The sequence below is a fragment of the Acinetobacter calcoaceticus DSM 30006 = CIP 81.8 genome, from assembly GCF_000368965.1.
Lineage (GTDB): Bacteria > Pseudomonadota > Gammaproteobacteria > Pseudomonadales > Moraxellaceae > Acinetobacter > Acinetobacter calcoaceticus.
Genome location: NZ_KB849784.1, coordinates 114,338 through 133,992 on the forward strand (window position 1 = coordinate 114,338; position 19,655 = coordinate 133,992).

At 38.1% G+C, this 19,655-nt stretch carries 14 protein-coding genes, 6 tRNA genes and 1 pseudogene; 8 read left to right on the plus strand and 13 right to left on the minus strand.

Annotated features, from left to right (window positions below):
* Positions 1 to 98 precede the first annotated feature (98 nt).
* The gene (locus tag F936_RS19290; protein ID WP_115735824.1) at positions 99 to 239 is read right to left on the minus strand and encodes a hypothetical protein; all 141 of its coding nucleotides are present in this window, start codon (positions 237 to 239) and stop codon (positions 99 to 101) included.
* Positions 240 to 423: 184 nt separating this feature from the next.
* Positions 424 to 627: a hypothetical protein gene (locus F936_RS17790; RefSeq protein WP_003655308.1), complete on the minus strand. Its 204-nt coding sequence runs from the start codon at positions 625 to 627 to the stop codon at positions 424 to 426.
* A gap of 509 nt (positions 628 to 1,136) precedes the next feature.
* Here F936_RS17790 and F936_RS17800 point away from each other — a divergent pair.
* On the plus strand, positions 1,137 to 1,844 hold the full coding sequence (locus F936_RS17800; protein WP_005049994.1) for a nitroreductase: 708 nt from the start codon (positions 1,137 to 1,139) through the stop codon (positions 1,842 to 1,844).
* Positions 1,845 to 1,869: 25 nt separating this feature from the next.
* On the opposite strand, the gene F936_RS17805 is transcribed toward F936_RS17800, so the two are convergent.
* On the minus strand, positions 1,870 to 3,084 hold the full coding sequence (locus F936_RS17805; RefSeq protein WP_004639023.1) for a multidrug effflux MFS transporter: 1,215 nt from the start codon (positions 3,082 to 3,084) through the stop codon (positions 1,870 to 1,872).
* A gap of 126 nt (positions 3,085 to 3,210) precedes the next feature.
* Here F936_RS17805 and yccS point away from each other — a divergent pair, with 126 nt between their 5' ends.
* From yccS to F936_RS17825, 4 genes are all read left to right on the plus strand, one after another.
* Complete coding sequence (gene yccS, locus F936_RS17810; protein ID WP_026055609.1) at positions 3,211 to 5,385, plus strand: YccS family putative transporter; 2,175 nt, start codon at positions 3,211 to 3,213, stop codon at positions 5,383 to 5,385.
* 100 nt (positions 5,386 to 5,485) lie between these two features.
* A complete protein-coding gene (locus F936_RS17815) occupies positions 5,486 to 6,061 on the plus strand; it encodes an SdpI family protein (RefSeq protein ID WP_005049999.1) in 576 nt (191 codons plus the stop codon).
* A 155-nt stretch (positions 6,062 to 6,216) separates the two neighbouring features.
* The gene (locus F936_RS17820) at positions 6,217 to 8,799 is read left to right on the plus strand and encodes a PepSY domain-containing protein (protein WP_005050001.1); all 2,583 of its coding nucleotides are present in this window, start codon (positions 6,217 to 6,219) and stop codon (positions 8,797 to 8,799) included.
* Between the two features lie 114 nt (positions 8,800 to 8,913).
* Positions 8,914 to 9,699 carry a YdcF family protein gene (locus F936_RS17825; protein WP_003655301.1) on the plus strand — a complete coding sequence of 262 codons (786 nt, stop codon included), beginning with the start codon at positions 8,914 to 8,916 and terminating at the stop codon, positions 9,697 to 9,699.
* A gap of 470 nt (positions 9,700 to 10,169) precedes the next feature.
* On the opposite strand, the gene F936_RS17830 is transcribed toward F936_RS17825, so the two are convergent.
* The 8 genes from F936_RS17830 to F936_RS17865 form a co-directional block, all read right to left on the minus strand.
* A tRNA-Val gene (locus F936_RS17830) sits at positions 10,170 to 10,245 on the minus strand.
* Between the two features lie 66 nt (positions 10,246 to 10,311).
* Positions 10,312 to 10,388, minus strand: a tRNA-Asp gene (locus F936_RS17835).
* 35 nt (positions 10,389 to 10,423) lie between these two features.
* Positions 10,424 to 10,499 (minus strand) — tRNA-Val (locus F936_RS17840).
* Between the two features lie 88 nt (positions 10,500 to 10,587).
* A tRNA-Asp gene (locus F936_RS17845) sits at positions 10,588 to 10,664 on the minus strand.
* Between the two features lie 48 nt (positions 10,665 to 10,712).
* Positions 10,713 to 10,789, minus strand: a tRNA-Asp gene (locus F936_RS17850).
* Positions 10,790 to 10,813: 24 nt separating this feature from the next.
* Positions 10,814 to 10,889, minus strand: a tRNA-Val gene (locus F936_RS17855).
* A 207-nt stretch (positions 10,890 to 11,096) separates the two neighbouring features.
* Positions 11,097 to 11,600 carry a cell wall-recycling L,D-carboxypeptidase ElsL gene (gene elsL / locus F936_RS17860; protein WP_005050004.1) on the minus strand — a complete coding sequence of 168 codons (504 nt, stop codon included), beginning with the start codon at positions 11,598 to 11,600 and terminating at the stop codon, positions 11,097 to 11,099.
* A gap of 159 nt (positions 11,601 to 11,759) precedes the next feature.
* Complete coding sequence (locus F936_RS17865; RefSeq protein ID WP_004639014.1) at positions 11,760 to 12,119, minus strand: YbaN family protein; 360 nt, start codon at positions 12,117 to 12,119, stop codon at positions 11,760 to 11,762.
* Between the two features lie 104 nt (positions 12,120 to 12,223).
* On the opposite strand from F936_RS17865, the pseudogene F936_RS17870 reads away from it, so the two are divergent.
* The 3 genes and pseudogenes from F936_RS17870 to dapE all read left to right on the plus strand — a co-directional run bounded on the left by F936_RS17870 (position 12,224) and on the right by dapE (position 14,633).
* Positions 12,224 to 13,105, plus strand: a pseudogene (locus tag F936_RS17870) (DUF1853 family protein).
* 122 nt (positions 13,106 to 13,227) lie between these two features.
* Entirely contained in the window at positions 13,228 to 13,371 is a 144-nt protein-coding gene (locus F936_RS17875; protein ID WP_003655297.1) for an entericidin A/B family lipoprotein, read from the plus strand.
* Between the two features lie 125 nt (positions 13,372 to 13,496).
* Positions 13,497 to 14,633, plus strand: a complete 1,137-nt coding sequence (gene dapE / locus F936_RS17880) for a succinyl-diaminopimelate desuccinylase (RefSeq protein WP_005050010.1) — start codon at positions 13,497 to 13,499, stop codon at positions 14,631 to 14,633.
* A gap of 35 nt (positions 14,634 to 14,668) precedes the next feature.
* Here dapE and F936_RS17885 read toward each other — a convergent pair whose 3' ends face one another.
* Both F936_RS17885 and F936_RS17890 read right to left on the minus strand, forming a co-directional pair.
* Positions 14,669 to 15,136 (minus strand): hypothetical protein, encoded by a 468-nt coding sequence (locus F936_RS17885; RefSeq protein WP_004639007.1) that lies wholly within the window; start codon positions 15,134 to 15,136, stop codon positions 14,669 to 14,671.
* Positions 15,136 to 19,641 carry a hybrid sensor histidine kinase/response regulator gene (locus tag F936_RS17890; RefSeq protein WP_005050013.1) on the minus strand — a complete coding sequence of 1,502 codons (4,506 nt, stop codon included), beginning with the start codon at positions 19,639 to 19,641 and terminating at the stop codon, positions 15,136 to 15,138. Before F936_RS17890 ends, F936_RS17885 begins: the two co-directional genes overlap by 1 nt.
* Positions 19,642 to 19,655: the final 14 nt, after the last annotated feature.

Sequence of the window (19,655 nt, forward strand, 5' to 3'; positions counted from 1 at the left end):
CTCGGTCCGCTTACGTTCCTTGCTAATGTGCTAAAAGCACATGCCAAAATACTGCAATAAACAAAAAAGCCCCTAGAAACTGGGACTTTCCAGTAAATTCAAGAAAAAATTTTTAATGTCAATTGAATAGCAATTATCGTCACAAGTTTAAGCAACATCATGCCCAACACTAAGCCTTTGAAGGTTGCATGAGAGAAAGCGACCTTCAGACGAAATAATATCATTGCACCACTGAATATTTCCGCTTGCGGAAAAACAGTAGGCATCGACTCAGCTACAAACTTGGAAACTAACAAATGACCACCGCTAAATAAACTCGTCTAATGATTCCCATCAATTAAGCGAGTTATACAAAATCTGGATTTAAGCCAATAAGCATATTTACATATACTTTTGAGCAAATGTCTAAACTGGATATAAATTTCAAAGACTGTAACAAGCGATCGCCATAACGCGACTATCTGCGCCCTTATCTCCATGATCAAAGAAGAGTGCGTTGAGACCTGTACTAAGCTGTTGTATTTTTTGTGACTCAGTAGCTGCTTGAGTTACGTTCATTTTCATGGTTGCAATGGTAATCGCCAATCCTTGTTTCATGAACTGCTTGTTGATGAGTGGTAGACTCATGTAAAGCTCCTATACCTCATGTATTTCTCCATTTCTGCACCCAAATCCTTTTTGTAAAGGGATTTTGTTTGCAGCCAGTATTTCCTAACGTGAGTATGGAGAAATCATACCTGCGTAAAAAAGTCGGTATTATGCAGAAATTTAAAGTTTTGTGTATGTTTTTCATTAAAATTTTATATAAAAAATGGTCATATTTTATACAAAACTATCCATTTTGTACTGTTTTTAAACATATTATACCTTTTTTTCAATTGAATATTTTTCACCCACTCACTGTTATGCTTTTATTTTTATAACCGACAAAATCACACTATTTTGTCTATTTAAATCTAAAGTGGCATATTCGAATTATGATTAATCAGACAATATGTCTAAACTAATTAAATTATCATACCTGTAAGAATATCTCTTTTCTAATATTTTGTGCTTATAAATGAAGTACTTTCAAAACATGAAATTAAGCTTCAAAAAGTATGAAAATATTTAAGAAAATGATATAGGAGTATCTCATGAATCTGGAACAAGTTCGTCTCGTTGATGAAGCTATCACTTCTCGACATTCTGTCCGCGCTTTTTTAAATACTCCAATTGAGCCAGAAGTCATTAAAGATATATTACAAGTCGCAAGTCGAGCACCTTCTGGAACTAATACTCAACCGTGGAAAGTGTATGTAGTAACAGGCAACAAGCGTAATGAAATGGTTGAACGTGTTTGTGCAGCACAAATCGAAGTTTTAAAAAACCCGGAACTTGCAGAACAATATAAAGAAACTTTTGCCTATTACCCTGAAAAATGGGTATCGCCTTTTATTGACCGCCGCCGCGAAAATGGTTGGGGGCTCTATGGTCTACTCGAAATTAAAAAGGGCGAAAAAGAAAAAATGGCTGAACAACAGTTACGTAACTTTAAACTGTTTGATGCACCAGCTGGCCTTTTCTTTACAGTAAATAAAACAATGGGAATCGGGTCTAAAATGGATATCGCAATGATGATCCAAAACGTGATGGTTGCTGCCAAGGCACGGGGTTTAGATACATGCCCACAAGCAGCTTGGAACCATTTTCACCCTATTGTTTTAGATATCTTGGGTGCATCAGATGATGAAGAGCTAGTTTGTGCAATTGCATTAGGTCATGCTGATCCTAATCACATTGTAAATACCTTCATTACACCTAGAGAACCTGTCGAAAATTTCACAGTTTTTCTAGACGAATAAGCTCTAAGTCGCCATTCTTTTAAAACTATGAGAATGGCTTGGTTTCTACTTGTTGCGCCGCTTTTAAAACGACAACGAACCCACTCAGCGTAAATAACACCATCATCACGCCCATGTTGAGCGATGCAGACCAAATGAGGAAGTTAAGCAGCACGCCCCCCAAGAGGCCACAAGCGAATTGCATACTTCCCATAATTGCACTGGCTGTTCCTGCACGGGCACCTTGTTTGGACATTGCTAGTGCCATTGCATTTGGTCCTGTTAAACCAATGCCTGAAATAGCTAAAAATAGCCCTAACATAACAAGCCATAAAGGCGCAGCAGGAATTAAACCCGCAATAAATACGATAATGGCTCCAGTCACTTGTACAAGTGAACCTGCCTTTAACCGTTTAGTGATTTCAACACGTGATGTTAAATGCTTATTTAAAGATGACATCAACATAATGCCAAAAGCATTTAATCCAAAGGCATAAGCAAACTCTTGCTGATTCAGTCCGTATTGATCCATAAAAACTGCTGGTGCTGAGCTGATATAACAAAATAGCGCCGCCCCTGTTAAACAGCCTGCAAACATAGGTAAGCGGAAACTCGCATCTTTGAAAATAGCCCCATAGAGGGTAACGACTTGATATGGTGACAGCTTGAGTCTTTTATCGATTGCCAAAGTTTCTTTAAAAAAGAAATGTACGCATAGCCAGCATATTGCTCCCACGATTGAAAGCGCAATAAAAATCGCTTGCCACGGAAACCAAATTAAAATCCATGCCCCAATCATAGGTGCCAAAATAGGTGCTAACCCCATGACAATCATCATGCTTGAAAAAGCTTGTGCCGAGCCTTGAACATCTAATCTATCGCGTATTGCTGCACGGGCCATAACCACACCAACACAGCCACCTAAAGCTTGCAAAATACGAGCAGCAATCAAGCCCCATTCATTTGTAGCCAATACACAAAATAAGCTTGCGACTGCATAAAGTGCGAGACCAAAATAAAGTGGTTTTTTTCTACCAATCCGGTCGCTTAGAGGACCATAAACCAACTGCCCAACAGCTAAACCAAAAAAGTAAGCTGGTAGTGTATTGGCCACCATTTGTGTACTTACCCCAAAATCATGCGCCATTTGTGGCAAAGCAGGTAAGTACATATCGATGGATAATGGCCCTAAAGCCGTAAGTAAAGCGAGCAACATAATCCAGCCAATAGAATATTGACGCTGGGCTGTTTGTTCAGACATAACGATATTTCATTTTTCAATCATTTGCATACAGACAAGCTTACACTGTCTATCGTATGATTTGTGCAACATTGGTGTAGAAATACACAAATCCTTTATCCTCAGGTTGATCAGCAAGGACTTCCTTTGAAATCTTGGTTTAAACGCCTAAAAAGAGCGACTTATAACACAACATTTATGTATAACGTGCGAATGCTGATAGCCTTTTCAGGAACTGCTTTCGTGCCTTATTTTCTGGGCTATCAATTAGCAACAATTCCACTTACTTTAGGTGTGGTTGCAGCCGGTTTAAGCGATATTGATGATCGCTTTTCAGTAAGAATCATGAACCTGATTTATACTTATATTGGGTTCTTCATTACCGCAGCTTCCGTACAATTACTTTTCCCCTACCCAATGGCTTTTGCTTTGGGATTGATTGCTTCGTGTATTGGTTGGATTTTACTGGGATCATTAGGACGTCGTTACGCAACCATCTCTTATGGTTGTTTAGTTGTTTCAGTCTATACCATGCTAGGTGTTCATCTCTTCGACCACTGGTACATCCAACCCGCCCTTTTAGTTGCAGGTGCAGCATGGTATGGACTGATTGCAACTATTAGTTTTTTACTATTTCCGGTTCGACAACTACAAGACAAACTGGCTGCATCTTATGCATCCCTAGGCGATTTTCTCTTTGCAAAATCAAATTTGTTTGATGTAGATATGACTGCTGCCAGCTATCAGCAAAGTATGATCGAACTGTCATTAGAAAACGGCAAGTTAATTACGATTTTTAACGACTTAAAAACAGCTTTATTAACTCGTTTAAAAGGCGACCGTGGGCAAAAAGATACACGCCGAAGCTTACATTATTATTTTGTTGCTCAAGACATTCATGAACGCGCTGACTCCGCTCATATCGATTATCAAAAGTTAGCCAAAATTTTTCAGCACAGTGATATTTTATTTAGATTCCAGCGAATTTTGGCAATCCAAGGCAAAGCTTGCCAAGAGTTAAATGAATGTATTTTACAACGCAAACCTTATAACCATAATAAAAGGTTTAAACAAAGCTTTGAAAACCTACGCCTCTCCTTAGAAAAGTTACGCTATGATCAGCATTACGACCTTTTATGGGTAAATGCGCTTTTCGCTTTATACCAAAACTTAAAATCTATCGACTCCCAGTTACTCAACTTAGAAACAGAGCAACACATTCAATCTGATAAAGTGAAACAAGCCGAAAACCAGCTTAAAGATGATGATTTACAAGGATGGAATGATGTTGTTGTTCGAATAAAGCAAAATTTAACTCCCGAATCTGTGCTGTTCCGCCACGCGATTCGTGTATCGATTGTTCTGTTTATTGGATATGTGCTCATCCAAATGACCAATATTGAATATGGTTATTGGATTATGCTTACAGCTCTATTTGTAAGCCAACCTAATTTTAACGCTACCAAGCGCCGCTTACGTCTACGAATTGTTGGAACGTTAGTTGGGATTATTGTAGGCCTTGCAATTATCTTCTTAATTCCTTCAACTGAAGGGCAACTATTCATGTTGATATTAAGTGGAGTCCTGTTTTTTGAATTACGCAGTAAACAATATGCGCAGGCAACTGCCTTTATCACCATTTTGGCATTAATTAACTTTAATCTGGACGGTTCAGCAATGGCTGCAGCTATTCCAAGATTTTTAGATACCTTAATTGGTTGTGCTTTAGCTTGGTTTGGCGTGACATTTATTTGGCCCGACTGGAAGTTCCGTCGTTTACCTCGCAACATCAGACGTTCATTACAAGCTCAATGTAATTATTTAGCTGAAGTTGTGAAACAGTATCATGAAGGCCGTAATCATGCGCTCAATTACCGAATTGTACGTCGAGCTGCACACAATACAGATGCTGAAGTAGCTTCACTTATTTCAACTTTAGCGACTGAACCAGACTTTGACCCAACTCGTAAATCCGATATTTTTGAATTTTTATGTTTAAACCATACATTTTTAAGTTATATCGCGGCACTTGGGGCACATCGAGAAAGCCTTCAGGATCAAGCTGTTCTTAAATTATTAGACCAAGCGCTAGATGATATTCAAGGAGCTCTCTTAAGAGATGAGATGCCTGATCTTACAGCACAAAATATGCTCCAAACGATACGTCAACGCCTAAGCCAAAATGATGAAAATGACCAAAAATCACTCATTATTTTACAACAGCTCTCACTCATGCTTGGCGTGTTGAACCGATTTAGTATGTTAAAACAACGTCTAAGTCATGATCTTGATAATGATGCCAGTGAGCTTGCATCATTATAAATTTGAGTCGGAATTTAGTATCAAATTGGCATAATATCCTTTCCTGACTTATGCCAATTAGTGCTAAACTTAAAACAGTTTACAATTTGTTATTTGCACTATGACCGCGAAAACTTTATACGCTTATACGCTTCAGCCTGTTCCCTATGACGTGTCAGAAGCTGAACAACGTAATGCACAGCTTCTTATCTGGCGCAGCACCAATAAAATCAGCACAAAAATCTGGGCGATTATGGGTGTAGTTTTAGCCCTAGCTATTTTGGGTCTTGTTCTTATCAAGAATTACTCTACTATTTTTTGCTGGGTTGCTATTGTCGCTGTAGTACTTTACTACCTAGGTCGTAAATACGGATTAGAATGGTACGTTAAACGCAAAATGAATGAATTTCCGGTACAGGAAATCAAAGGTATTCGTTTAGGCGTGCAGCCTCATGGTATTGTGATGCGCCAAAAAATGGGCCAACAAGAAGGCGTTGGTACAATTGGATGGAAAAATATCTACGAATGGTACAATGGACCTGATTTCATCTTGGTAAATTTCAAAGTAAAAGATCCAAAAGGCCAAGAACAACAAGGTGCTTATATTTTACCTAAGCGTATGGATTCTAAAAACTTCTCGTTCAATACGATTCGCACGCATTTAAAAGAAACTGTAGGCGAACCGAAAACTCTGTAAGTTTTGATTTCATAAAAAGCCTCCTTATGGAGGTTTTTTATTATAGTAAAAACAAATGATAATGAAAATTAATATTATCTCCAAAATCCATATTATCTACTCAATCTTCGGCTATACTTCTTTACAAGATCTCCATCATATTTACATTTTCGACCATGTTTAAAAAAATTTTATTTCAAATTCATTGGTTTCTGGGTATTACTGCTGGCCTAATCTTATCCATTATGGGTGTAACAGGTGCAATTTATTCTTATGACCAACAAATTTTAAAATGGGTAAATTCTGATAGTTATGTTGTTCAAGCTGAAAGCACTCCAAAATTAACCCCTGCTCAGCTATATCAACATTTCAATACCACTCAGCCTGAAATTAAAATTAATAGCATTACGATTGCCAAGGATCCGACCTCCTCTTCTACTGTCAATATTGAAAAAGAAGGTGAACGCCGTGGCTATAATATGATGGTGAATCCTTATAACGCTCAGGTTCTGCCCGATGTTAAAGGCAGAAAACTGTTGTTATTAATACAACAAATTCATCGTAATTTAACCGCAGGCGAAGTTGGCAAGCAAATTACTGGTGCCTGCGCGCTCATGTTAATTTACTTTGTACTGAGTGGATTATATTTACGCTGGCCTAAAAAGCATTCTGCCCGTCAATGGCTCGCGGTTAAACCAAAATTGAAAGGCCGAAATTTTATTTGGGATCTACATGCTGTTGTCGGCACATGGGTCATTGTTTTTTATCTACTATTCGCATGTACAGGCCTATATTGGTCTTATGACTGGTGGCGTAGTGGCATGTTCAAAGTGATGGGCGTTGAACAACCTAAGCCGCAAGGTCATGGCCCCGCTCCTCAAAATCGAGGAATGCAACAAAATAAACGATCTGAGCATAATACTGATAAAAAATCAGAGCCTCAGTTAGATAATACTCAGCTCATTACAGTACTTAATCAAACATGGAGTGGATTCAATAGTCAGGTCGGACGTGATTATTCGACGCTAACATTAAGCCTACCTAAAAAAGATGATGGAAAAATTGAATTAAGTTTTGTCGATGCTACGCCTCAACATGAACGTGCACGCAACCAAGCCATCTATAATTATCAAACTGGCAATATTGAAAAAATGGAGCTCTACGAAGATAAAAAGCTTAATCAAAAAATCATGAGCAGTATGTTACCTGTACACCGTGGTAGCTTCTTTGGACCAATTTATCAATTCGTTGCGATGCTTGCTTCATTGGCTATGCCTTTATTCTTTGTTACAGGGTTGATGCTTTATCTTAAACGCCGCAAACAGAAAAAGTTAACACAGGCGGCTCGTCAGTCTTTAGCAGGGCAATATATTGATCCAAATGCAAAGCCTTGGCTTATTACCTATGCAACTCAAACTGGTGTAGCAGAACAACTTGCTTGGAGTACGGCAACAAGTTTACAAGAAGCTCATCAACCAGTTCTGGTTAAACCTGTACAGCAGCTAACACAATCTGATTTAGAGCAGCATGAGCAGGTTTTATTTGTAATCAGTACATACGGTACTGGTGATGCTCCCGACCTCGCTACAAGCTTTGCTAAAAAGCTTTTAAAAGCAAATCTAGATCTTAAGCACATGAACTATGCTGTTTTAGCGCTAGGTTCTAAAGAATATCCTGATACTTATTGTAGCTTTGGTCATGCAGTAGATGCTTGGCTTAAAACTAATGGTGCTCATGCTCTCTTTAGTACAATTGAAGTTGATAATGTAAACCTATCGGATATTCAAAACTGGAATCAAGCACTCGCGAAAGCAACTAAATTAGATTTGCATGCTGTAAATTTAGAAAAAGTTTTTGATACATGGACATTACAACAACGTGACTTACTCAATCCAAATAGCTTAGGTCAACCTGCTTATAATATTGAGCTTAATGCAAAGCATGAAGCAATATGGCAAGCTGGTGATATTGCTGAAATTCAACCTGGTAATAGCCCTGAATGTATCCACGATTTTTTGCAGAAGCATCATATTCTTAAAAATACAAAAGTTGACTCATTAGAAATCTCAATTGAGAAAGCACTTTGGAATAAAGATTTAACAGGCGAAATTGAACCATTTGCTAATCTAGATCATTTATTAGAACAGCTCCCTACTCTACCAACACGCGAATATTCAATTGCCAGCATTCCTTCTCAACAAGTGCTCCGTTTAGTAGTTCGTCAACAGCATGATGAGTCTGGTAACTTAGGTTTAGGTTCTGGATGGCTGACTCAACATACTCAAGTCAATGATGACGTTGCTTTGCGTATTCGTACCAATGAATCATTCCATCTTATTGATGACAACCGCCCTATTATTTGTATTGGTAACGGAACCGGTATTGCCGGCTTAATGAGCCTGTTACATACACGTACTCGTCATGACTACACTGAAAACTGGTTAATCTTTGGTGAACGTCAAAGAGCATGTGATTTCTTCTATGCATCAACAATTGAAGCATGGCAAACAACAAGAATGTTAAAACGCCTAGATTTAGCATTTTCCCGAGATCAAGAACAACGCGTGTATGTTCAAGATGTAATCCGTCAAAATGCAGAAGAATTAGTAAGCTGGATAGAACGCGGCGCTGTTCTCTATGTCTGCGGTAGCATTGATGGCATGGCAAGCGGAGTCGACCAAGCACTGGTTGAAATTTTAGGTGATGAACAGGTAGATGAGTTAAGACAACAAGGCCGTTATCGCCGTGATGTTTATTAAAGGCCAATAAATCAGAAAACCGAGTAATGACACAGATGCTTTACTCGGTTTTTTATTGCATTCAGAATGATTTTGCATACACTGTCTGCAATTTAAATTGCAACTGTAAACACAATGCAAGTCAATAAGTGGATCCGTATTTTCTTAGCAATCATTGGTTCGATTTTATTTCTAGATGGGTTAGTTTTAATTTGTCTCAATAAAATTAATGTCGGCACAATTATCCCTTTAATTTTAGGCGCCTTCTTCTGCCTCTATTCTTTATTTTATTATCATTTAGAGCGTTTCTTCTTCTATCACTATCGCTTACACACACTTTGGCGTTTCGGTTGGCTATGCCTCTGGATATGGCTAATTAGCTTAGGCTATTTCTTTGATTTTATTAAAGAGAATAAAGAGACAAGTCAAAATCTGCCTCCAGTAAATGCAATCATTGTATTAGGTAGTGGGGTAGAAAATGGTCAGCCATCCAAAACTCTTGCAAAACGTTTAGATACAGCTGCCCCTATTGCTCTAAAACAACTCCAAGCAAAAGTTGTTGTAACGGGAGGCCTTGATTTTTCAGAAAAGGAAAGCGAAGCATTAGTGATGTCTCGTTATCTAGAACAACATTATCATTTAGCAAAAGAACGAATGATACTTGAAGATAAAAGTACCAGCACTGAACTTAATTTAAAAAATAGTAAACCATTATTAGCACAGCACCACATTACCCTAGACCAACCGATAGCTATTGTGACAAGCGATTTTCACACTCCACGAGCAGCAGCTATTGCTAAAAAACAAGGTTATACGCAAGTTTATACAGTGGCGGCTGAAACACCATTAGCTACTCGCTACAATTCTTGGTTACGAGAATATTTCGCTTTTGCAAGTGGATGGTTTTTTAACGAATATTAAGAATGACTTATTTCAAAACTGCTATTAACAAATAGCAGTTTTTTTACGCAAGAAAGTATCGTCACTGCTTACAAATAGATTTAGCAAGGTTAAGAAATATATAAGGCTCTATTCGAGTCATTACATGGCAAATTTAATATAAGAAAGAGTCTATTCAATAAAAATATAAAATAAATTTTTTAAGAAAATTTTAGGTGAAATAATTTTAGTCTATAACTCAGGCAATCGCTTTTAAACACATTTAGGTTTTAAACCTATAACCCCAAATTAAATAACACAAAAGTAATTTTTCCATATAAGAAATAACTTAACTAATGATTTTTCAGTCAATTGGAGATATAAACTTTGAGCTTTAGAATAGAACAACTAAATTTAGAGTGACTTAGATAAAAAATTCAAATACAGATTAAGAATTATAGATAAATAAGTAATTTAAATATTGGAAAAATTTAATTTTCGGAATGAAATAATGGTGGGCGCTGACGGGATCGAACCGCCGACATTCTGCTTGTAAGGCAGACGCTCTACCAACTGAGCTAAGCGCCCTTAATGAGAAAAGATAACGAATGTATCTTTATACTCTACATTCTCTAGACAAGGGATTCAAGAGAATGGCGCAGCGGACGGGGCTCGAACCCGCGACCCCCGGCGTGACAGGCCGGTATTCTAACCAACTGAACTACCGCTGCACTACAATACTTTAAAATAAAGTATGGTCACTATATGGTGGGCGCTGACGGGATCGAACCGCCGACATTCTGCTTGTAAGGCAGACGCTCTACCAACTGAGCTAAGCGCCCCAAGAAGAAAAATTAACTATTCATTAATTTTTTGATATAAGATTTTTACATCTCAAATCATCTTCCAAACACAACCCGAACTGAAAAGTGGCGCAGCGGACGGGGCTCGAACCCGCGACCCCCGGCGTGACAGGCCGGTATTCTAACCAACTGAACTACCGCTGCACTTTCACAATATCGAAATTGTGGGGTAAAACGATGTTAAGTCTTAAGTGGCGCAGCGGACGGGGCTCGAACCCGCGACCCCCGGCGTGACAGGCCGGTATTCTAACCAACTGAACTACCGCTGCACTTGAGAGCTTAACGTAAAGGCTTGGTGGGCGCTGACGGGATCGAACCGCCGACATTCTGCTTGTAAGGCAGACGCTCTACCAACTGAGCTAAGCGCCCTTTAACGTCTTCATCGTTTGTGAGGTGCATTATAGAGAATCTTTAACAGGTGTCAAACGCTTTTCGACTTCTTTTTAAAAAAATGCGAATGAATGATTAAAAATAAGTCATTATTAAGTAAAAAACAATTTTTTGTATTTTATTTAAACACTTATTTCAATATTTTCTGCATTTACACCGCTAACCAAGAATAGATAAAACTCACACTCAGGTTAAAGATTGTTCAGATAAATAAACTAATGCATCTTCAGCAACTAAATCAAATAGCTCAATGATTTCTTCATTACGCATTCGAACACACCCATGTGACATTGGCACCCCCATTGGTTGCGTGTCTGGAGTTCCATGAATGTAGATATAACGTTGCATAGTGTCGTGGCCTTCCCCTTTATTAAACCCAGTCTCTAGGCCATCTAACCAGAGAATACGAGAAAGTATCCAGTCTCGCTCAGGATATTGCGCAGCTAACTCAGTGCTATAAACCTCCCCTGTTGGCTTACGCGCGATAAAAACTGCATTTTGGGGAGACTCTGCACCAATTTTCTTCGCCACTCTATGCCATCCACGTGGTGTTCTACCCGTGTTTTCCTGCTCACCAATTCCATTCTTTCCTGTAGAAATGACATAAAACTTATTATGTTTAGGCAAAGTTAATGTTTGGTTTGCTAAATCGATGAGAACATCAGCATCTTCGAACTTAAATTGAGACATTGAACTTACTTCTCTTATATCAACTCAAATATTTTGAGTTTAACTAAAAAATTATTATAAGGGCTTCTCTTGCACTGAAAATAAAAGATTATCAATCTTCTTCTATCTACGCGCAGTTTCATTGCTTGTCTTGCACCAAAATAAAAGATTATTAATCTTTTATTTTGGCTCAGGGCGTAGCCATAACCAAACTGCAACGATGAACATAGTAATATCAGTAAAAGCCTTGACCAAAAGTGGCGCTGAAGTAAATAGCATTATAATTCCGCTAATTGCCATCATTATGCTTGCAATCCACTTCGCTTTACGAGGTACTGTACCATTGGCTCGCCAATCACGTAATGTTGGTCCATATTTAGGGTGGTTTAACAACCAATCATCCATTTGTGGCCAGCCTTTTGAAGCAGCCCAAGCAGCCAGAATCAAAAACACTGTTGTCGGCATACCTGGTAAAATTGCTCCAATAATGCCTAGCGTGATAAAAATCACGACTAAAGAGCGCCAGAACAATGTTCGCATATATAAACCTTAACCTGCTGTTGGCGTTAGTATAAAGTGTTTTTCTAATGTTTTTTTGTTGATCCGTTAGGAAATTAGGATGAATTACTTCGAGTATTAAATGTATGAATATTGCCTCAGTTAAAACGTCCTATTTCGAGCCATGGCTACAATTTCAACATCCTATAGTCCGACAGCTCGCATTTTGTATTGCTAGTCCAAATTTACTTTCCCAACTACCAAAAAGTCTATTTATACAACATCATTTTAAGCTACATCCAACCGAAGTATGGGAAAGTCATTTTCAAAATTATTTGCCACGTTTAAAAGAGCTCGATCAGTCCCCAGAGCCTTTAATTCAGTTTTTATCTCAGCTTAAAAGTACACGTTTAGGTTTACGCTTTGAGCATCTACTCTGGTTTTGGTTACAAGAGGATCAGTACCATCCCTATCAATTATTGGGACATAGTATTCAAAAAATTGAGGGGCCAAAAACTTTAGGTGAGCTGGATTTTTTAGTTTTAAATAAAGATACTCAAAAAATTGAACATTGGGAGGTCGCCTTAAAATATTATCTCGGTGAGGCAGATTTACATTTAGAACAATGGATTGGTCTGAACCGTCAGGATACTTTAAGCAAAAAGCTTTAACACTTTACCAACAAACAATTTCAATTTCTTGAAGCATTAAACTTTGAAATTCATCAACGCTTTGCAGTTTTAAAGGGACAACTTTATCTGCCTTTAGAGTTAAATTTACAGCAGCCTCTACCTGACTGGATCAATTTAAAGCGTCGTTTGGGCTATTGGGGCACCACAATTCCTCATTCTTCTTTTTATCGATTAGAAAGGCACGAATGGCTGTGTCCAAATAAACAGCCTAGTTCCGCCCCAGCACACTGGTGGGCAGACGGCTTATATTGTAAAAATGGTCAGGAAGTTCTGTTTTATATGTTTAGACACCCTTCACACTTAAAATTGAAGTCCAACATGCAGAAATTTAAATAATTAACAATAAATTTAAGATTCTAGACACATTTTATAACGTTTTTACTATTAAACAGTCATGTTTCTTTTTCCGTTTGTTTTTTAATCTAAATTTACTTCATTATTAAATTTAAACGGAGAAAATGATGAAAAAAGTTTTAGCTGCTTCTGTAATGATTGCTGTTGTTTTAACAGGCTGTAATACGTTTAAGGGTTTTGGTAAAGATGTTTCTAAAGCAGGTGATGCTGTAACGAATACTGCTGAAAAAACACAAGATAAAATGTAAGTTAGAGTTGTCACTAAAAAACCTTATCATTCCGATAAGGTTTTTTTATTTTTACGTACCCATCACGTAGAGATTCGCCTATTATATCGGACTATATTTCACCTGATCAGCACGCAATTTCCGGTATGAACCATTCAGATACTCTCTCGCTTAGCCTAGAACTTTTACAACAACCTTCTGTTACTCCAATTGATCACACTTGCCAAACCATCATGGCAGACCGCTTACGCCAAGTTGGTTTTCATATTGAACCAATGCGTTTTGGTGAGGTAGATAATCTCTGGGCACGTCGAGGAACTGAAGAACCTGTATTTTGTTTTGCAGGTCATACTGACGTAGTCCCGACAGGTAAATTAGAAGCATGGAATTCAGACCCATTTGCACCTGAAATCCGCGATGGAAAATTATATGGCCGCGGTTCGGCAGATATGAAGACAGCTTTGGCAGCCATGGTTGTCGCATCTGAGCGTTTTGTAGCAAAACATCCAGACCATAAAGGATCTATCGCATTTCTGATTACTTCTGATGAAGAAGGCCCTGCGGTTAACGGTACGGTCAAGGTTATTGAGACTCTTGAAGAACGTAATGAAAAAATTAAATGGTGTTTGGTAGGTGAACCCTCAAGTACTCATAAATTAGGTGATATTGTTAAAAATGGGCGTCGTGGCTCACTCAATGCAGTATTAAAGGTCCAAGGTAAACAAGGCCATGTGGCTTATCCACATTTAGCACTAAACCCAATTCATGAAGCATCAGCTGCTTTAACAGAGCTATGCCAAAGCGTTTGGGATAATGGAAATGAATATTTCCCAGCAACATCATTTCAGATTTCAAATATTCATGCTGGAACTGGTGCAACCAACGTAATTCCAGGTACTTTAGAAGTTACTTTTAACTTCCGTTATTCAACAGAAGTGACGGCTGAACAACTTAAACAACGTGTTCATGAGATTTTAGATAAACACGGTTTACAATATGAAATCGTTTGGAATCTCTCTGGTTTGCCTTTCCTGACTCCAGTTGGCGAACTGGTTAATGCGGCTCAAACTGCTATTTTAAATGTAACTGGCACTGAAACTGAGCTTTCAACAAGTGGTGGTACTTCTGACGGACGTTTTATTGCTCCAACAGGCGCACAAGTATTGGAGTTAGGCGTTCTTAACGCAACAATTCATCAAATTAATGAACATGTTGACGTACATGACCTCGATCCACTGACTGATATTTATGAGCAAATTTTAGAAAATTTATTAGCTAAATAAAAATTAAAAAGGAACTCAAATTGAGTTCCTTTTTTTTATAAATGAAGCGAATTTTGGATATATTGCAAATTAGGAACGTGGTAGCGCTGATTCTCCATACGCACATATTTAAATACAGTTGGGTGCTGTAAAGAGTCCTGTATATCTTCGTTTTCATCTACGACTTCAGAAATACGCAGACGAACTGAAACTGGCATCGATTTACATATGAGTGCAAAACGTTGGCTGATATCTTCACTTTCAATAACTAATGCCACCGCTCGCGAATCAATTTCATTATGCACTGTATAAACTGGAAGTTTTACGTCATGCCATTCAATATGCTTGATACCATTTTTAACGTCCATAGCTGATAACACTATGTTTTGTGGTAATAGCATCGGCACTTGCTGATCACATTCAATAATATATGCATCAATAAAACCAGTTGAAACAGTAATTAAATGTTGAAGTTCTTGCTGATCCATTTCATTAATTAAAGATGTACTGATATGACTCTTCATTAGGCAAGTTCCTCTTCACGTGTCGTGAAAAAAGCATCAATATTGTGAAGTAAATCTTCCTCTTGGAAAGGTTTACCCATGTATTGGTTAACCCCTAAAGTAAATGCTCGTTCACGGTGTTTTTCGCCAGTTCTGGATGTAATCATAATGACTGGCATATCTTGATGTAGATCATGATGTCGCACGAGGTTAAGTACCTCAAAGCCATCCATTCGCGGCATTTCGATATCAAGCAGCATCAGATCTGGTTTAATATTTTCCAACTGCTCAATTGCATCGATACCATCTTTAGCAGTTACTACGTCATAGCCCTGACGTTCGAGTAAACGAGTCGTTACCTTACGGACTGTGACAGAGTCATCTACAATCATAATGAGACGGCGTTCATCAGACTCGCGTTGTCTATAGATAGCTTCATTCAGCTGCTTATGTCGACGAGTAGACTGAATTTGGCGAGCAATATTTTGTCCATCTAAAATTAGACAAACTTGACCATCACCTAAAATAGTTGCGCCTGCAATCGCACCAATACTAGAGAACTGCTGCCCGATTGGCTTGACCACAATCTGCGCACGTGAACCAATAAGCTGATCAACCAATAATGCAATTGTTTGTCCATTATTGGTTTTAATCATTAATACTGGTAGTGAATACATCATCCCGCTTAAACGTGGAATTGGTTGATTACCAACAAACTCAGATAAATAACGTAATGGATAGCGTTTATTTTCAAATTCAAAGAATTCTTGTGCACTTCCAAAATACTGTTCTAATGATGTTGGTGAAACTCGAACAATTCGATCAATTTGAGCCAATGGAATTGCAAATTGTTGATCAGCCACTTTAACCATTAAGGCATCACTAACAGCTACTGTGGTTGGAACGCGTATGGTAAAGATTGTTCCTTGTCCATACACAGAGTCGACACTCACATGTCCGCCCAAAGCTTTAATATCACTTTGTACAACATCTAGTCCTACACCACGACCTGAAATCTGAGTGACTTGATCGGCCGTACTTAACCCTGGATGGAAAATCAACTGTAAAATATCTTGATGTTCTAATACTTGTTCAGGATTAATCAAACCAGACAATAAGGCCTTTTGACGGACCTTCTCGATATCAATACCTCGGCCATCATCCTTAAATGTAACAACAACATCCGTACCTTGACGATGAATATTCAGTTCAATACGTCCAGTTTCTGGTTTTCGCGCTTGTTCACGTTGCACACGATCTTCTAGACCATGGTCAATTGCATTTCGAAGCATGTGCTCAAGTGGTGTAACCAAACGTTCTAGCATTGTTCGGTCTAATTCACCTTCGGTATTATTAACAAAAAGCTCTGCTGGTCGATCCAACGCAGTAGAAGTCTGCCTCACAATTCTTTGTAAACGAGGTAGCAATCGAGAAAATGGTACTAATCGTGTTCGCATTAGGCCTTCTTGAATTTCGGCCTGAATACGTGACTGTTGTACCAGCAAACTTTCAGTGTCTCTGATTTTTTCAGATAATGTATTTTTAAAATCCACTAAATCCGATGCAGATTCGGCAAGTGATTTCGATAATTGATTCAATGAAGAATATTGGTCCATCTCTAGAGGATCAAATTCTGTATAACGAGAGTGCTCAATACCATGTTTTGCAATAATCTGACTTTCTAATTCGCCTTCCATTCGGCGTAACTGGTCTGCTAGTCGTTGAATGGCTAATTCCATTTCCACTAACGTATGACCAAATTGACTGAGATCCATTTCAATTCGTGAACGGTTAATCGAATTTTCACCAGACAAATCAATCATTTTCTCAATTAAATCTGCCGAAACCCGGATCATCTCATTATTTTGTTCGAGATGCTGTGCTTGTTCCCATGCCCCCATCATTGGCGGTGGTTCTGCCCCATCACCTTGCACAAAGCTCATTACAGGTTCAGTGCTAAATAGATCAGTTCTGGTCAACTTACTTGGAATTTGTATTGCAGTTTCAATAAACTGAATATTTTCTAAACTTTGTTGTAAACCATCAAAATGTTGATAATTTTGCTTGAAAATTGCTTCTTTTAACCAAACAATCGCACTCTCTAGCAAGTTGTCATAAATATTTGAGCTAAAATGATAAAGCGCAAATTTTTCAAAAGCGTTTTCAAGTTGATAGGCAATCGCTTGTACGGTTTCAAGTCCCACCATACGGGAACCGCCTTTCAAGCTGTGCACTGCCCTTTGTAGCTGAAGCAAGATACTACGGTTGGTCCGCTGCTCAAACCACTGCTTTAATAGGTGATCGGCCATCTCTAACAGCTCGGCCGCTTCTTCCATAAATGTCTGCTCGACTACAGAGTCAATATCCTGATCTTGGATACTGTCTGTATAGCCTTCTGCATCAAAAACTTGTAATTCTGTGTGTTCAACAAGTCTATTATTAGACTCAACAATCTGCTCAAAATTAGAAGTTAACTCATCGAGATTTAACGCAGTATTGTGTATAGCTTCTTGTTGTAATACTTCAAAACTTAATTCTGGTACAACATCTGTTTCAGACTCTGCTTGCATCTCTTTAGCAGCAGACCCGAGTGAATTATATACCTTATCTGCATTCTTAAGTGCTTGAATAGTATGAGAAGCAGCATAATCTAAGTGGTGTTCACGTACTATTTGTAGGCGATCAGCTAAATCATCTTGAACCAGACGGATAAAATCAATGAGAGCAGATGAAGTAATTAACTGTCTTTGAATTAAGCGCTCATAAATACTTTCTAGTTCATGTGCAATTAAACCAATATAATTTGCCTGAATCATATTTGCCCCACCTTTTAAGGTATGCAAATAGCGCATCAGATTATTAAGAGCAGCAAAGTTCTCTTGATCATTAACCCAAATATTAAGATCTGTATCCATTCCTTCAAGCAACTCATCGGCTTCTTCAAGAAAAATATCTAACAGTTCTGAATCAAAATAACGGTTTACGTGCTCAGTAGACATGAACTGGCGATCTAAATGCACACTCTGACTCATGACTACATGATCAGTTAATACACTTTCGATAAATGCTGAAGATTCATTTGCTGTTTGTTCTACATCAGCACTAAATAGCGACTCAACAACTTCCTGATGACTTTCTAATGGTTCAGAATTAAGGCTTGGAATATATTGGGTATATAGTTTTAACTCTTCCAAAATATTTTGGTGTTGCTCAATAATACTAACTCTTTGACCCGCAGCTAATGCATCAAATAACTGAATTAATTGTTGATGTGCTTTCTGATAAATTTCAAAAACATAATCTGAATGTAATAAATCAGGTCGATCAAGCAATACGTCATAGCTATCTTTCAGCTGGTTCGTATATTCATATAAACCAATCATGGCCTGCGACTGAGTATGTTGCAATAACAAATCAGCTTGTTCACTTAAACGTTCAAGATAATGAGGAAACTCAGAACGAATTCCCTTTTCAAAATCTAACTCTGCATCAAGTAATTCTGAAACATCTAGCTGTAACAGCTGAGATACTAAACCATGTGGAGGCGTGAGCGGGCTCGCATGCTCCCCATGTTGTTCCATATAAACATCCCAAACCTGATTGAACTGTTTCAGGTTAGAGTCTAATTGCTCATTAGAGCAATGCGTAGCCAATAGATCTAAACAATTTCGAATAAACTGACGGTAATCACGGAGTAGTAAAATTTCTTCTGAATGAGAAGATAGCTCTTCTTGTAATAAGATTTTAAATAAATGCTCAACTTTAGTACTAGCATCAAAAATTGCTTCTACCTGAGCCATTGCCGAGCTGCCGCGCAACGTATGTAATGCACGGATTAGCGCATTGTAACTCTCATGCTGATGTATTTTTTGTTCTAAGAACTGATCGATGGTCGCTAAGTGCTCCTCCGCTTCTTCCATAAATAAAACTAAGGTTTCAGCAAGGTTATGTTCACTTTCTATGGCGGTTTCTAGAATTAAATTATCTGATTCCGGTTCTAAATCACCCACCTCTAAACCAGTCTTAGTTTCCGCAGCGAGAGTATCCGACAATAATAAAAGTTCATCTAAAGCAGGCTCTAAACTTTGCTGTTGTTGTAATTGTTGTCCCAATAAAATAAGAGGTCTAAAATCTACTGCATGTTCCTTTTTAGATTTAAAGTCATCTACTAATTTAAAGAAATAGAACTTAAATACCAACTGAACATATTGTTGGATGTTAGGAGTTAATGTGAGACTCTCATTGATTACCCGATTAAGCGTATCTTCTACAGTCCAAGCAAGCTCAGCAGAGGATTTCGCTGCAATCATTCGCCCTGAACCTTTCAAGGTATGAAAATGGCGACGGATTTCAGTCAGCGTAGCAACATTTTTAGATTGCATCCATTCATGAATCAAAGATTGCAATTCAACAAAAATTTCTTCAATTTCTTCAACGAAGATATCAAGAAATTCATCATCTTGTTGAGAATAGCTATCTTCCGGTAGCATCATTGCTTCAGTTAAAGTTTTTAATATTTCTTTCATAGCAAAGGCTTCTT

Coding starts and splice junctions, on each gene's coding strand:
- F936_RS17800 (WP_005049994.1), top strand. CDS start 1,137: ATGAATCTGGAACAAGTTCGTCTCGTTGATGAAGCTATCACTTCTCGA.
- F936_RS17815 (WP_005049999.1), top strand. CDS start 5,486: ATGACCGCGAAAACTTTATACGCTTATACGCTTCAGCCTGTTCCCTAT.
- F936_RS17865 (WP_004639014.1), bottom strand. CDS start 12,119: ATGCGAACATTGTTCTGGCGCTCTTTAGTCGTGATTTTTATCACGCTA.
- F936_RS17890 (WP_005050013.1), bottom strand. CDS start 19,641: ATGAAAGAAATATTAAAAACTTTAACTGAAGCAATGATGCTACCGGAA.
- dapE (WP_005050010.1), top strand. CDS start 13,497: ATGAACCATTCAGATACTCTCTCGCTTAGCCTAGAACTTTTACAACAA.
- F936_RS17820 (WP_005050001.1), top strand. CDS start 6,217: ATGTTTAAAAAAATTTTATTTCAAATTCATTGGTTTCTGGGTATTACT.
- elsL (WP_005050004.1), bottom strand. CDS start 11,600: ATGTCTCAATTTAAGTTCGAAGATGCTGATGTTCTCATCGATTTAGCA.
- F936_RS17825 (WP_003655301.1), top strand. CDS start 8,914: ATGCAAGTCAATAAGTGGATCCGTATTTTCTTAGCAATCATTGGTTCG.
- F936_RS17875 (WP_003655297.1), top strand. CDS start 13,228: ATGATGAAAAAAGTTTTAGCTGCTTCTGTAATGATTGCTGTTGTTTTA.
- F936_RS17805 (WP_004639023.1), bottom strand. CDS start 3,084: ATGTCTGAACAAACAGCCCAGCGTCAATATTCTATTGGCTGGATTATG.
- F936_RS17790 (WP_003655308.1), bottom strand. CDS start 627: ATGAGTCTACCACTCATCAACAAGCAGTTCATGAAACAAGGATTGGCG.
- F936_RS17885 (WP_004639007.1), bottom strand. CDS start 15,136: ATGAAGAGTCATATCAGTACATCTTTAATTAATGAAATGGATCAGCAA.